We start from the raw sequence: 14,044 nt of genomic DNA on the forward strand, positions 1-14,044 counted from the left end.
GGCGTTCCAAAGCCGTTCATGGTGGTGGCGGGCGCTACCCGCGCACCCCTTGACGGGGGTGTTTCCCAACAGGCGCGGCCACTTCCTGGTCAACGGTTGCTCGGGCCTGTGTCGTCTTATTCAGCTGGAGCAAACATGCAGATGAAGGTAGCAGGAATACTCGCCGTGGCGGGCTTGTTGACGGGGCAGCAGGCTTTCGCCGAAGACGCCAGTTGCAAGACCGTCAACTTTGCCGACGTGGGCTGGAGCGACATCGCGGCCACCACCGGACTGGCCTCGGTGGTGCTTGAAGGCCTCGGCTACCAGCCCAGGGTCACCATCGCGTCCGTGCCCATCGTCTTCGCCGGCATGAAGAAAAAACAGATCGACGCCTTCCTGGGCTACTGGAATCCGTCCATGACACCGGTCATCGAGCCTTTCGTGAAGGCGGGCGACATCAAGGTGCTGGAGACGCCGAATCTGGTGGGCGCCAAGTACACGCTGGCGGTGCCGACCTATCTGTACGACAAGGGCCTCAAGACCTTCGGTGACATCTCGAAATTCGAGAAGGAACTGGGGGGAAAGATCCATGGGATCGAGCCCGGCAACGACGGCAACGCCCTGATCGCCGGAATGATCAAGGACAACAAGTTCGGACTGAAGGCGTTCAAGCTGGTGGAGTCCAGCGAGGCGGGCATGCTGGTCGAGGCCCAGCGTGCGGGCAAGGCGCAGAAAGCCATCGTGTTCCTGGGCTGGGAGCCGCACCCGATGAACGTGCAGATCAAGATGAGCTACCTCGCGGGCGGCGACGATGTGTTCGGGCCGAACCTGGGGGAAGCCAAGGTCTATACCGCGGTTCCGCCGTCGTATGAGAAGCGCTGCCCCAACGTCTACGCCTTCCTCAAGAACCTGCAGTTCAGCACCACCATCGAAAACCAGGTGATGGAGCCGATCCTCAACAAGGTCAAACCCAACACGGCGGCGCGCGCCTTCCTCAAGAAGAACCCGGGCACCGTGGACAAATGGCTGGCCGGTGTGACCACGTTCGACGGCAAGCCCGGCCTGGAAGCGGTCAAGACCGCACTGGCGAAATAAACCCGACCGCACAGCCGAGCCTTCACCGGTGTGAGGGCGGCCGGCGTGCGGCCATGGGCGCCCGGCCTGCATGGGCCAGGCCCCCGCAAGGATGGTCATGAATCCCACAACCCTGTTCAGTTTCATCAACGGACAACACGTCCACGGCGGAGGGGCGGCCTTTGAGTCGGTCAACCCCGCAACAGGGCAGGCCTGGGCCGTCGTGCACGAAGCCACGCAGGACGACGTGAACCGGGCGGTGCAGGCCGCGCAGGCAGGCTTTGCGCTGTGGTCGGCCATGAGCGGCACCGAGCGCGGACGCGTCCTGCGCCGGGCGGCCGACATCCTGCGCCAGCGCAACGACGAGCTGGCCGCGCTGGAGGTGCAGGACTGCGGCAAGCCCATTCAGGAAGCCCTGGTGGTGGACGTGATGAGTGGCGCGGACTGCATCGAGTACTTCGCGGGCGCGGCCGCCACGCTGACCGGCCAGCAGTACCCGCTGAAGAACGCCTTCGCCTACAGCCGCAAGGAGCCGCTGGGCGTGTGCGTGGGCATCGGCGCCTGGAACTACCCGATCCAGATTGCCTGCTGGAAGTCCGCCCCCGCGCTGGCGGCGGGCAACGCCATGATCTTCAAGCCCTCGGAGCTGACACCGGCCACGGCGGTGAAGCTGGCCGAGGTGTACCTGGAAGCCGGCGTGCCGCCAGGCGTGTTCAGCGTGGTGCAGGGGCGCGGGGCGGTGGGCGCGATGCTGGCGGCCCACCCGGACGTGGCCAAGGTGTCCGTCACCGGCTCGGTGCCCACGGGCAAACGGGTCATGGAAACGGCGGCCGGCACGCTCAAGCGCGTGACCATGGAACTGGGTGGCAAGTCGCCGCTGCTGGTGTTCGACGACGCCGACCTGGAGCAGGCGGTGGCCGCCGCGATGATGGGCAACTTCTACACCCAGGGCGAGGTCTGCACCAACTGCACCCGCGTGTTCGTGCAGCGCGGCATCGCGCCGCGCTTCCTGGCGCGGCTGAAGGAGCGCACGCTGCAGCTGCGCGTGGGCGACCCGATGGACCCGCAGACCGAGATCGGCGCGCTCATTTCCGAAGCCCATGCCAACAAGGTGATGGAGTACATCGCCAGCGGGCAGGACGAGGGCGCGACGCTGGTCTGCGGCGGCGAGCGGGTCGCCGTGGATGGCCTGGGCCGCAACTTCGTGGCGCCCACCATCTTTGCCGACTGCCGCGACGACATGCGCATCGTGCGCGAGGAAATCTTCGGGCCGGTGTTGTCCATGCTGACCTTCGACACCGAGGCCGAGGCCGTGGCGCGCGCCAACCGCTCGCGCTTCGGCCTGGCGGCGGGCGTGTTCACCACCGACCTGCAGCGCGGTCACCGCGTGGCCGCGCAACTCAGGGCCGGCATCTGCTGGATCAACAACTACAACATCACGCCCATCGAGATGCCATTCGGCGGCGTGGGCGAGTCCGGCATCGGCAGCGAGAACAGCATGGCCGCGCTGGACCACTACACCCAGCTCAAGACGGTGTACGTCGAGCTGGGCGAGGTCGCGACCAGCTACCGCTGAATCCCCACCGTCTTGTCCTTCTGCCACCGCCGCACGCGCCGATCCGCATGACCCAGCCCGCCGCCTCCTTCGACTACATCATCATCGGCGCCGGTTCGGCCGGCAGCACCCTGGCCTACCGCCTGGGCGAAGACCTGGACGTGAAGATCCTGGTGATCGAGGCCGGACCGATGGACCACAACCTGTTCATCCACATGCCCAGCGCGTTTGCCTACCCCATGGCCAATCCGCGCTACAGCTGGCAGTTCGAGGCCGAGGCCGACCCCGGCATGAACAACCGCCGCATCCACTGCCCGCGCGGCAAGACCATCGGCGGTTCCAGCAGCATCAACGGCATGGTCTACATCCGCGGCCACGCCGAGGACTACAACGGCTGGGCCGAACAGTTTGATCTGCCCGAATGGCGTTACGCCAACTGCCTCCCGTATTTCCGCAAGTCCGAAACCCGGGAGCAGGGTGGAGACGACTACCGGGGCTCGGACGGGCCTCTCAAGGTCAGCACCGGCGCCTGCCGTAACCCGCTCTACAACGCCTTCATCGAGGCCGGCCAGCAGGCCGGCTACGGCTACACCTCCGACATGAACGGCCACCGCCAGGAAGGCTTCGGCCCCATGGACATGACGGTGCACAAGGGCCGGCGCTGGAGCACGGCGATGGCCTACCTGCGCCCGGCGCTCAGGCGCGGCAACGTCACGCTGCACACCGGCACCAGCGCCTCGCGCATCCTGTTCGAGGGTCGCGACCCGCCGCGTGCGGTGGGGGTGGCGGTGGAGCAGGGCGGGCAGCAGGTGGTCTACCGGGCGCGGCGCGAGGTCATCCTCAGCGCCGGGGCGATCCAGTCGCCGCAGCTGCTGCAGCTCTCCGGCGTGGGCAACCCGGAGCTGCTGCGGCCGCTGGGCATCCCGGTGGTGGCCGCGCGCGCGGGCGTCGGCGAAAACCTGCAGGACCACCTGGAAACCTACGTGCAGTACGCCTGCAAGGAGCCGATCACGCTGTATTCGGCCACGAAGCCGCTCGCCATGGGCGCGATCGGCGCGCGGTGGCTGCTCACGCGCACGGGCCTGGGGGCGACCAACCACTTCGAGTCCGGCGGCTTCATCCGCAGCGATGCGGGCGTCAAGCACCCCGACCTGCAGTACCACTTCCTGCCGATGGCGGTGCGCTACGACGGCAGTGCGACGGTGGAGGGCCATGGCTTCCAGGCCCATGTGGGGCCCATGCGATCGACCAGCCGAGGCCATGTGCGCATCCGCAGCGCCAGCCACCGAGACGCACCCCTGATCCGCTTCAACTACATGAGCACCGAGCAGGACCGCAAGGAATTCCGCGCCGCCATCCGCCTCACGCGCGAGGTGTTCGAGCAGAAGGCCTTCAACCGCTACCGCGCCGAAGAGCTCTCGCCCACCGCGCAGGTGCAGAGCGACGCACAGATCGACGAACACATCCGCCACCAGGCCGAGACGGCCTATCACCCCAGCTGCTCCTGCCGCATGGGCCACGACGACCTAGCGGTGGTGGACGGGCAGGGCCGGGTGCACGGCGTGCAGGGCCTGCGCGTGGTGGACGCGTCCATCATGCCGCTCATCGTGAGCGGCAACCTGAATGTGCCGACCATCATGATGGCCGAGAAGATCGCTGACGCGATCAAGGGCCGGGCGCTGCCGCCGTCGGACGCGCCCGCCTGGGTGCACCCGCACTGGCAGACGCAACAGCGTTGAAGTGAAGCACCCCCTGCGCCGCTGACGCGGCTTCCCCCTCTGTTGCGTGCCTGCGGCGCTTCGAGGGGGACGCACCCTGTGGCCCGGCAGAGCCGGTTCCACGGGTGCCCTGGGCTCGGACACGCGCTCCGGCTGGATTCTGTGTGTTCTCCCTGTGTCACTGCCCGCGGCCGTGTCGGAATCCGACGCCTGCACATGTCGGAATCAAGACAGAAATTGGCGTGATCAGCGCAGCACCGACAAGGGTTGAAACCGAAGATTCACTCCAGTTCGCCACACCCACAAGACCCGAGGAAACACCCCATGTTCAGCTACCAGAAACAGTCCTTGCAGGCCTCCGATCCGGCCCTGTGGTCCATCGTCCAGCAGGAGCACCAGCGCCAGGAACAGCACATCGAGCTGATCGCCAGCGAGAACTACACCTCGCCAGCCGTGATGCAGGCGCAAGGCAGCCAGCTCACCAACAAGTACGCCGAGGGCTACCCGGGCCGCCGCTACTACGGCGGCTGCGAGTTCGTCGACCAGGCCGAGCAACTGGCCATCGACCGCGTCAAGCAACTGTTCGGCGCCGACCAGCACGGCTGGGCCGCCAACGTGCAGGCGCACTCGGGCGCGCAGGCCAACGAGGCCGTGTTCATGGCCTTCATGAAACCCGGCGACACCTTCATGGGCATGAACCTGGCCGAAGGCGGCCACCTCTCGCACGGCATGGCGCTGAACATGTCGGGCAAGTGGTTCAACGTCGTGTCCTACGGCCTGAACGAGAAGGAAGAGATCGACTACGACGCGATGGAGCGCAAGGCCCACGAATCGAAGCCCAAGATCATCATCGCCGGGGCTTCGGCCTACGCACTGCGCATCGACTTCGAGCGCTTCGCCAAGGTGGCCAAAGACGTCGGTGCCCTGCTGATGGTGGACATGGCGCATTACGCCGGCCTGATCGCCGCCGGCGAGTACCCGAACCCGATTCCCCACGCCGACATCGTCACCAGCACCACCCACAAGAGCCTGCGCGGGCCGCGCGGCGGCATCATCCTGATGCGCCCCGAGCACGAGAAGGCGATCAACAGCGCCATCTTCCCCGGCCTGCAGGGCGGGCCGCTGATGCACGTGATCGCGGCCAAGGCGGTGGCCTTCAACGAGGCGCTGTCGCCCGGGTTCAAGACCTACCAGCAGCAGGTGGTGAAGAACGCTGCGGCGCTGGCCGACACGCTGGTGGCGCGTGGCCTGCGCATCGTCTCCGGCCGCACCGAGAGCCACGTGATGCTGGTCGATCTGCGCGCCAAGGGCATGACCGGCAAGGCCGCCGAAGCGCTGCTGGGCCAGGCCCACATCACCGTCAACAAAAACGCCATCCCCAACGATCCCGAGAAGCCGATGGTGACCAGCGGCGTGCGCCTGGGCTCGCCGGCCATGACGACCCGCGGCTTCAAGGAAGCCGAGGCCATCCAAGTGGGCCACCTGATCGCCGATCTGCTCGACCACCCGGAAGACGAAACCGTGGTCGCCCGCGTGCGCGCCGACGTGGCCGCGCTGACCGCGGCCTTCCCGGTCTACGGCTGAACCTGGGCAGCACCACATGTCCCTCAGCACCTTCGACCTGTTCAAGATCGGCATCGGGCCGAGCAGCTCGCACACGGTCGGGCCCATGCGCGCGGCGCTGCTGTTTGCGCAGGCCCTGCGCGACGGCGGCCTGCTGCCTGCCGTGCAATCGGTGCGTTGCGAGCTGTACGGCTCGCTCGGCGCCACGGGCAAAGGCCACGGCAGCGACAAGGCCGTGCTGCTGGGTCTGGAAGGCGAAGCGCCCGACCGGATCGATCCCGATGCGATCGCGCCGCGCCTGCTGGCCCTGCGCGCGTCGCAGACGCTGAACCTGCTGGGCATCCATCGCATCGCCTTCAACGAGCGCGAGGGCCTGAAGTTCCTGCGCAAGGCCTTGCCTTTCCACCCCAATGGCATGCGCCTGTTCGCCTTCGCGGTGGATGGCGAGCCCTTGCTGGAGAAAACCTACTACTCCATCGGCGGCGGTTTCGTCATCAACCAGGATGCCGAAGGACAACCGGCGCTGGTGCCCGACCGCAAGGTGTTGCCCCATCCCTTCACCACCGGGGACGAGCTGCTGCAGCGCTGCAAGGACAGCGGCCTGAACATCGCTCAGGTGATGTGGCACAACGAGCTGGCCTGGCGCGATGCCGACACGGTGCGCGCCGATCTGCTGCGCATCTGGGCCGTGATGCAGGCCTGCGTGCGGCGCGGCGTGGCCACTGAGGGCGTGCTGCCCGGTGGCTTCCAGGTCAAGCGGCGCGCGGCAGAGCTGTACCGCTCGCTCACCGCCCACCCCGAGGCCGCGCTGAAAGACCCTCTGCAGGTGATGGACTGGATCAACCTGTACGCGCTGGCGGTCAACGAAGAGAACGCGGCCGGTGGCCGTGTGGTCACGGCGCCCACGAACGGCGCGGCCGGCATCGTGCCCGCGGTGCTGCACTACTACACGCGCTTCGTGCCCGGCGCGAACGAGCAGGGCGTGATCGACTTTCTGCTCACCGCCGCCGCCATCGGCATCCTCTACAAGGAAAACGCCTCGATCTCGGGCGCCGAGGTCGGCTGCCAGGGCGAGGTCGGTGTGGCCTGCTCGATGGCCGCTGGCGCGCTGGCACAGGTCATGGGCGGCACACCCGAGCAGGTGGAGAACGCGGCCGAGATCGGCATGGAGCACCACCTGGGCCTGACCTGTGACCCCATTGGCGGGCTGGTGCAGATCCCCTGCATCGAGCGCAACGCGATCGCCTCGGTCAAGGCCATCAACGCCGCGCGCATGGCGCTGCGCGGTGACGGCACGCATTTCGTGAGCCTGGACAAGGTCATCCGCACCATGCGCCAGACCGGCGCCGACATGATGACGAAATACAAAGAGACCTCGCGCGGAGGCCTGGCCGTGAACATCGTTGAATGCTGAAAAGAACGAGAGAAAGAACCCCCATGCAACATTTTTCCATCTGGTCCCTGCTGCGCAACAGCATGTCCTACCACGAGGGCTGGCAGAAGCAGTGGCGCTCGCCCGAACCCCAGCGCGAATACGACGTGGTGGTGGTGGGTGGGGGTGGCCACGGCCTGGCCACCGCCTACTACCTGGCCAAGGAACACGGCATCCGCAACATCGCGGTGGTCGAAAAGGGCTACCTGGGCGGCGGCAACACGGCGCGCAACACCACCATCGTTCGCTCCAACTACCTGTGGGACGAGTCCACGGCGCTGTATGAAAAATCCATGCAGCTGTGGGAAGGCCTGTCGCAGGACCTGAACTACAACGTCATGTTCAGCCAGCGCGGCGTGCTCAACCTCGGCCACACGCTGCAGGAGATGCGCGACATCGAGCGCCGCGTCAACGCCAACCGTTTGAACGGGGTGGACGGCGAGGTGGTCACGCCCGCGCAGATCAAGGAAATGATCCCGTACATCAACCTGAACACGCGCTATCCGGTGCTGGGTGCTTCGCTGCAGCGGCGCGGCGGTGTGGCCCGCCACGACGCGGTGGCCTGGGGCTTTGCCCGCGCCGCCGATGCGCGCGGTGTGGACCTGATCCAGAACTGCGAGGTCACTGGCATCCGCCGCGAGGGCGGTGCCGTGGTCGGGGTGGACACGGTCAAGGGCTTCATCAAGGCCAAGAAGGTCGCCATCGTCGCGGCCGGGCACTCCAGCGTGATGGCCAGCATGGCCGACATCCGCTTGCCCATCGAGAGCAAGCCACTGCAGGCGCTGGTGTCCGAGCCGCTGAAACCCATCTTCCCCTGCGTGCTGATGAGCAACGCCATCCACGCCTACATCAGCCAGTCCGACAAGGGCGACCTGGTGATCGGCGCGGGCGTGGATCAGTACAACGGCTACGGCCAGCGCGGCAGCTACCACACCATCGAGCACACGCTGCAGGCCATCGTGGAGATGTTCCCGCTGTTCTCGCGCGTGCGCATGAACCGGCAGTGGGGCGGCATCGTCGATGTCTCGCCCGACGCCTGCCCGATCATCGGCCTCACGCCGGTCAAGGGCCTCTACATCAACTGCGGCTGGGGCACCGGTGGCTTCAAGGCCACGCCCGGTTCGGGTTGGGCCATGGCCCACACGGTGGCGCAAGACCGACCGCACGCGCTCAACGAAGCGTTGTCGCTGAACCGCTTCTACAACGGCCACCTGATCGACGAACACGGCGCCGCAGGCGTCGCTCACTGAGATGACCCCCCCCGCGCCGCTTCGCGTCACCCCCCCAGGGGGGCAGCACTGGCCGTCCGGCAAAGCCGGCCCGGCGGTGCCCTTGGCAATACATCGCAGCTTCCGTTCTTTGAGAAAGAAAACCATGTTGCAAATCAACTGTCCCTTCTGCGGCACGCGCGCCGAGATCGAATTCACCTGCGGAGGCGAGGGCGGCATCGTTCGCCCGCTGAACTCGGAGGCCATGAGCGACACCGAGTGGGGCGACTACGTGTTCATGCGCAAGAACCCCAAGGGTCTGCAGCACGAGCAGTGGCGCCATTCCAGCGGCTGCGGTCGCTGGTTCAACGCGCTGCGCCACACGGTGAGCTACCGGTTCGAAGCGACCTGGAAGATCGGTGAGCCCATCCCTGCTCAATTCGCTGCCGAGTTCGCGGCCGAGTCCGCGGCTGTCGTCAACGAAGGAGCCGCGGTATGACCACCCGCCTGTCCACCGGCGGCCGCGTCGACCGCCGCCGCACCCTGAGCTTCTCTTTCAACGGCCGCGCCTACCAGGGCCTGGAAGGCGACACGCTGGCCTCGGCCTTGCTCGCCAATGACGTGAGCATGGTGGCGCGCAGCTGGAAGTACCACCGCCCGCGCGGCATCCTGTCGGCCGGTGTGGAAGAGCCCAACGCGCTGGTGCAGCTGTTCGACGGTGCCCGCACCGTGCCCAACGCGCGCATGACCGAGGTGTCGCTGGTTGAGGGCCTGAGCGCTCGCTCGATCCACGCCAAGCCCAGCATCGAGTTCGACACCGGCGCCGTCAACGGCTGGTTCTCGCGCCTGATCCCGGCCGGTTTCTATTACAAGACCTTCATGGCCTCGCAGGCCGCCTGGCACTTCTTCGAGAAGCACATCCGCGCCGCCAGCGGCCTGGGCGTCTCGCCCACCGAACACGACCCCGACCGCTACGACAAGCGCTACGCCCACTGCGACGTGCTGGTGGTCGGCGCCGGCATCGCCGGCCTGACGGCCGCGCTGACCGCGGCCCGTGCCGGTGCCCGCGTGGTGCTGTGTGACGAACAGTCCGAGCCGGGCGGCTGGCTGCTCTCCAGCGACGAGGCCATCGACGGCATGCCCGCAGCACAGTGGGTGGCACAGGCGCTGGCCGAACTCGCGACCCTGCCCGAGGTGATGGTGCTGCCGCGCACCACCGCTTTCGGTTACCAGGACCACGACCTCGTGACCCTGGTCGAGCGCCGCGGCGACCACCTGAGTGCCGAGCAGGCGCCGGTGTTCCGCGAACGCCTGTGGCGCGTGCGGGCACAACAGGTGGTGCTGGCCACCGGCGCGCACGAACGCCCGCTGGTGTTCGGCAACAACGACCTGCCCGGCATCATGCTGGCCGGCGCGGTGTCCACCTATGTGCGGCGCTACGCCGTGCTGCCCGGGCGCAACGCCGTGGTCTTCACCAACAACGACACGGGCTACGACGCGGCCCTGGCCTTGAAGGCCGCGGGCGCCAGCGTGCAGGTGGTCGATGCGCGTATCCATCCCAGCGGCACCCTGAGCCAGCGCGCCAAAGCCGCCGGCATCCCCATCCTGGCCGGCCACGTGGTCACCGAAGCGCGCGGCGGCAAGCGCGTCAGCAGCGTGCAGGTGCAGGCCATCGACGCGCAGGACCGACTCGCCGGTGCCGCGCGAGGCATTGCCTGCGATCTGGTGGCCTTGTCGGGCGGCTTCAGCCCGGTCATCCACCTGCACTGCCAGGCCGGCAGCAAGGCGGTCTGGAACGACGCCCGGGCGGCCTTCCTGCCGGGCCCGTCGGCGCAGTCCGAAAGCTCGGCCGGTGCCTGCGCCGGTGCGCTGTCGCTGCGCGACGGGGCGCTGGGCGGCGCCGCCGCCGGCGAGGCGGCGGTGCGCGCGCTGGGCCTTCAGGTGGCCGACGCCGGGGCCCCCGCGGTGGCGGCCGTCGAGCCGGGCGAGCTTCGCCCGCTGTGGCTGGTGCCGCATGCGCGTGGCGTGAGCCGCGCGCCCAAACAGTTCGTCGACCTGCAGAACGACGTCGCGGCTTCCGACATCCACCTCGCGGTGCGCGAGGGTTTCGAGTCGATCGAGCACGTCAAGCGCTACACGGCCATGGGCTTTGGCACCGACCAGGGCAAGACCGGCAACATCAACGGCATGGGCATCGTGGCCCAGGCGCTGGGCAAGTCCATTCCCCAGGTCGGCACCACCACCTTCCGCCCGAACTACACGCCGGTGACTTTTGGCGCGCTGGCCGGGCTGGAGCTGGGCGATGCCTTCGACCCGATCCGCACCACGGCCATGCACGACTGGCACGTGAAGCAGGGCGCGCTGTTTGAAGACGTGGGACAGTGGAAGCGCCCCTGGTACTACCCGAAGCCCGGCGAAGACCTGCACGCCGCCGTGGCCCGTGAAACCCTGGCCGTGCGCAACGGTGTGGGCACGCTGGACGGCTCCACGCTGGGCAAGATCGACATCCAGGGCCCGGACGCGAGCGTGCTGCTCAACTGGATCTACAGCAACGCCTGGTCCAAGCTGGAGATCGGCAAGTGCCGCTATGGCCTGATGCTCGACGAAAACGGCATGGTGTTCGACGACGGCGTGACCGTGCGCCTGGCCGAAAACCACTACCTGATGCACACCACCTCCGGCGGCGCGGCGCGCGTGCTGGCCTGGATGGAGCGCTGGCTGCAGACCGAGTGGCCGCACCTCAGGGTCTACCTGACCAGCGCGACCGACCACTGGTCCACTTCCATCGTGGCCGGCCCCAAGAGCCGCGCGGTGTTGCAGAAGATCTGCAGCGATGTGGACTTCGACGACACGGCCTTTCCCTTCATGTCGTACCGCGAAGGCACGGTGGCCGGCGTCAGGGCCCGCATCATGCGCATCAGCTTCTCGGGCGAGCGCTGCTACGAAGTCAACGTGGCCGCCAACGATGGCCTGAAGGTCTGGGAGGCGATCCACGCCGCGGGCGCCGAATTCAACATCACCCCGTACGGCACCGAGACCATGCACGTGCTGCGTGCCGAGAAGGGCTACATCATCATCGGCCAGGACACGGACGGTTCCGTCACCCCGATGGACCTCGGCATGGGCGGCCTGGTCACCAAGACCAAGGACTGCCTGGGCAAGCGTTCGCTCACCCGCGAAGACACGGCGCGCAGCAACCGCAAGCAGCTCGTCGGCCTGCTGCCGGACGACCCGCAGTTCGTGCTGACCGAGGGCGCGCAGATCCTCAACCAGGCGCCCACCGGCCCCACCGCGCCCATGGTCGGTCATGTGACCTCCAGCTACATGAGCCCGACGCTGGGTCACTCCATCGCCATGGCCCTGGTCAAGGGTGGCCTGAGCCGCATGGGCGAGAAGGTCTTCATCTCTCAGGGTGGCCCCAACGGCCCGGTCGTTCACACCGCCACCATCGCCAGCCCGGTCTTCTTCGATCCCAAAGCGGAGCGCCAAAATGCTTGATACCTCACAGCGTCCTGTGGCGCCCATGGACCGTGTGCCCACCACCCGTGCCTCGACCGGGCAGTCCCTGCTGGCCGGCTGGCGCCATGGACAGTCCGTGCTCAATCTTCGCGGCAACCCGGACGACACGGCCTTCCGCGAGGGCGTGTCGCAGGCCCTCGGTCTGGACCTGCCCACACAGGCCTGCACCACAGTCGCCAACGATACCCATCGCCTGGTCTGGGTCGGGCCGGACGACTGGTTCGTCATCGGGCCAAAGGGCCAGGCGGGCGCCATCGAAGCGGCGCTGCGCGAAGCCCTGGCGGGCCAGCACATGGCGGTCACCGACGTCAGTGGCGGCTACACCGTGCTGCACCTGAGCGGCACCCCGGTGCGCGACGTGCTCGCGCAGGGCTGCCCGCTGGACCTGCACCCGCGCGTGTTCGGCCCGGGGGCCAGCGCCGGCTCGGTGTTCTTCAAGGCCTCGGTCTGGCTGTGGCAGGCCGACGACGCACCGGTCTACGAGGTGCTGGTGCGCAGCAGCTTCCGGGGCTACGTCTGGCTGATGCTGGAACGCTGCACACAGGAATGTGGCCTGGTGACGCGCCGCTTCACATGAACACGCGTTGGACGGTCCGGATCGAACGGCTGGAGACCCGCCTGCCGGTGGGGATCTATGCCGAAGAACGGGACCAGCAGCCGATCTGGATCAGCCTCACGGCCAGCGGGCTGGCGCCTGCCGCGCCGGACGCGCTGGACGGCTGCCTGGACTACGAACCCCTGTGGCGCTGGTTGACGCAGGTGTGGCCCAACACGCCTCACACCCCGCTGCTGGAGACCCGCGTCAACCAGGTGATCGGCTTCGTGTTCGGGCTCGACCCGCGCATCGACGAGGTCTGGGTCGGCCTGTACAAGCAGCGCGTGAGCCTGGGCGCGCTGGCGGTCGGCATGGAGCGCGCATCGACCCGGACCGAGTTCGAGACCCTGCACTTGCAGGCGGCCGAAACGAGTGCCCTTCTTCAATCCCTCACACAAGACCTTGAAACCTATGCAAGCCACGCCCAATGAATCGTCCCGCTACGTGCTGACCCTGGCGGTGGCCAGCGCGCGGGGCCAGGTGGCGGCCATGGTGGCCCTGCTGGAGCGGCACGGTGCCTACATCGAAGAATTCGCGGTGTTTGACGACGCGTTGGTGTCGCGTTTCTATGTGCGCATCGTGTTCCGGCTGGAGGGCCAGAAGGTTTTCGGGATCGGCGTGCTTCGCGAGGACTATGCCCAACTGATGGATGGCTTTGACGGCGCGGAAGGCGCCATCCATGACCTCAGCCGCCCGACACGGGTGCTGATCATGGTGTCCAAGGCCGACCACTGCCTGCGCGACCTGCTGGCGCAGTGGCGCCGCAAGGAACTGAACATGGACATCGTGGCGGTGGTGTCCAACCACGCCGACCTGGGGCCGTTGGCCGTGGCCGAAGGCATTCCGTTCCATCACCTGCCCATCACGGCCGGCACCAAGCCGCAGCAGGAGGCGCAGTTGCTCCAGTGCATCGCGCTACACGAGGCCGAGCTGGTGGTGCTGGCGCGCTACATGCAGGTGCTGTCGGAAGACATGTGCGAGAAGCTGGCCGGCCGCGTCATCAACATCCACCATTCCTTCCTGCCCGGCTTCAAGGGTGCGCGCCCTTACGAACAGGCGCACGCGCGCGGCGTCAAGCTGATCGGTGCCACGGCCCACTTCGCCACCAGCGACCTGGACGAGGGCCCCATCATCGAACAGGCCCTGGAACGGGTGGACCACGCCTACAGCCCCGAACAGTTGCTCAGCACCGGGCGCAACGTCGAGTGCCTGGCCCTGGGACGCGCCTTGCGCTACGTGCTGGAGCACCGGGTGTTCATCAACGGCTTGCGCACGGTGGTGCTGCGCTGACTCGAAAGGTAAGGTGGAGTTGGCGTTGACCCGGTTCCCTGGACACATCAATCTTTGTGTCCAAGGCGTCGAAAGTGTCCAAAGTGCGATCGCCGTACCCGACGGAATTTC

General features: G+C 67.4%; 11 protein-coding genes. All 11 read left to right on the plus strand.

Going from position 1 to position 14,044, the window contains the following annotated elements; translation table 11 throughout:
• Window positions 1-141: 141 nt before the first annotated feature.
• The 11 genes from AC07YZ_RS18085 (at window position 142) to AC07YZ_RS18135 (ending at window position 13,933) form a co-directional block, all read left to right on the plus strand.
• Window positions 142-1,074, plus strand: coding sequence for a choline ABC transporter substrate-binding protein (locus AC07YZ_RS18085; RefSeq protein ID WP_494795836.1), 933 nt, complete (start codon window positions 142-144; stop codon window positions 1,072-1,074).
• 97 nt (window positions 1,075-1,171) lie between these two features.
• The gene (gene betB, locus AC07YZ_RS18090) at window positions 1,172-2,629 is read left to right on the plus strand and encodes a betaine-aldehyde dehydrogenase (protein ID WP_494795735.1); all 1,458 of its coding nucleotides are present in this window, start codon (window positions 1,172-1,174) and stop codon (window positions 2,627-2,629) included.
• A gap of 47 nt (window positions 2,630-2,676) precedes the next feature.
• Window positions 2,677-4,347 (plus strand): choline dehydrogenase, encoded by a 1,671-nt coding sequence (gene betA, locus AC07YZ_RS18095; protein WP_494795736.1) that lies wholly within the window; start codon window positions 2,677-2,679, stop codon window positions 4,345-4,347.
• Window positions 4,348-4,650: 303 nt separating this feature from the next.
• On the plus strand, window positions 4,651-5,910 hold the full coding sequence (glyA, locus tag AC07YZ_RS18100; RefSeq protein WP_494795737.1) for a serine hydroxymethyltransferase: 1,260 nt from the start codon (window positions 4,651-4,653) through the stop codon (window positions 5,908-5,910).
• A 16-nt stretch (window positions 5,911-5,926) separates the two neighbouring features.
• Window positions 5,927-7,303, plus strand: a complete 1,377-nt coding sequence (locus tag AC07YZ_RS18105) for an L-serine ammonia-lyase (RefSeq protein WP_494795738.1) — start codon at window positions 5,927-5,929, stop codon at window positions 7,301-7,303.
• 23 nt (window positions 7,304-7,326) lie between these two features.
• Window positions 7,327-8,571: a sarcosine oxidase subunit beta family protein gene (locus AC07YZ_RS18110; RefSeq protein ID WP_494795739.1), complete on the plus strand. Its 1,245-nt coding sequence runs from the start codon at window positions 7,327-7,329 to the stop codon at window positions 8,569-8,571.
• A gap of 124 nt (window positions 8,572-8,695) precedes the next feature.
• The gene (locus AC07YZ_RS18115) at window positions 8,696-9,028 is read left to right on the plus strand and encodes a sarcosine oxidase subunit delta (protein WP_494795740.1); all 333 of its coding nucleotides are present in this window, start codon (window positions 8,696-8,698) and stop codon (window positions 9,026-9,028) included.
• A complete protein-coding gene (locus tag AC07YZ_RS18120; RefSeq protein ID WP_494795741.1) occupies window positions 9,025-12,027 on the plus strand; it encodes a sarcosine oxidase subunit alpha family protein in 3,003 nt (1,000 codons plus the stop codon). Before AC07YZ_RS18115 ends, AC07YZ_RS18120 begins: the two co-directional genes overlap by 4 nt.
• The gene (locus tag AC07YZ_RS18125) at window positions 12,020-12,625 is read left to right on the plus strand and encodes a sarcosine oxidase subunit gamma (RefSeq protein ID WP_494795742.1); all 606 of its coding nucleotides are present in this window, start codon (window positions 12,020-12,022) and stop codon (window positions 12,623-12,625) included. The genes AC07YZ_RS18120 and AC07YZ_RS18125 overlap by 8 nt, the downstream gene beginning before the upstream one ends.
• Complete coding sequence (locus AC07YZ_RS18130) at window positions 12,622-13,074, plus strand: dihydroneopterin aldolase (RefSeq protein WP_494795743.1); 453 nt, start codon at window positions 12,622-12,624, stop codon at window positions 13,072-13,074. Before AC07YZ_RS18125 ends, AC07YZ_RS18130 begins: the two co-directional genes overlap by 4 nt.
• Complete coding sequence (locus AC07YZ_RS18135; RefSeq protein ID WP_494795837.1) at window positions 13,055-13,933, plus strand: formyltetrahydrofolate deformylase; 879 nt, start codon at window positions 13,055-13,057, stop codon at window positions 13,931-13,933. Before AC07YZ_RS18130 ends, AC07YZ_RS18135 begins: the two co-directional genes overlap by 20 nt.
• The last annotated feature ends 111 nt before the right edge of the window (window positions 13,934-14,044 follow it).

The sequence above is a fragment of the Hydrogenophaga sp. GW101-3F08 genome, assembly GCF_059424585.1.

Excerpts from the sequence above, each read along its gene's own strand:
- AC07YZ_RS18115 (WP_494795740.1), top strand. The coding sequence starts at position 8,696 with ATGTTGCAAATCAACTGTCCCTTCTGCGGCACGCGCGCCGAGATCGAA.
- AC07YZ_RS18085 (WP_494795836.1), top strand. The coding sequence starts at position 142 with ATGAAGGTAGCAGGAATACTCGCCGTGGCGGGCTTGTTGACGGGGCAG.
- AC07YZ_RS18130 (WP_494795743.1), top strand. The coding sequence starts at position 12,622 with ATGAACACGCGTTGGACGGTCCGGATCGAACGGCTGGAGACCCGCCTG.
- betB (WP_494795735.1), top strand. The coding sequence starts at position 1,172 with ATGAATCCCACAACCCTGTTCAGTTTCATCAACGGACAACACGTCCAC.
- AC07YZ_RS18135 (WP_494795837.1), top strand. The coding sequence starts at position 13,055 with ATGCAAGCCACGCCCAATGAATCGTCCCGCTACGTGCTGACCCTGGCG.
- glyA (WP_494795737.1), top strand. The coding sequence starts at position 4,651 with ATGTTCAGCTACCAGAAACAGTCCTTGCAGGCCTCCGATCCGGCCCTG.
- betA (WP_494795736.1), top strand. The coding sequence starts at position 2,677 with ATGACCCAGCCCGCCGCCTCCTTCGACTACATCATCATCGGCGCCGGT.
- AC07YZ_RS18125 (WP_494795742.1), top strand. The coding sequence starts at position 12,020 with ATGCTTGATACCTCACAGCGTCCTGTGGCGCCCATGGACCGTGTGCCC.
- AC07YZ_RS18120 (WP_494795741.1), top strand. The coding sequence starts at position 9,025 with ATGACCACCCGCCTGTCCACCGGCGGCCGCGTCGACCGCCGCCGCACC.
- AC07YZ_RS18110 (WP_494795739.1), top strand. The coding sequence starts at position 7,327 with ATGCAACATTTTTCCATCTGGTCCCTGCTGCGCAACAGCATGTCCTAC.
- AC07YZ_RS18105 (WP_494795738.1), top strand. The coding sequence starts at position 5,927 with ATGTCCCTCAGCACCTTCGACCTGTTCAAGATCGGCATCGGGCCGAGC.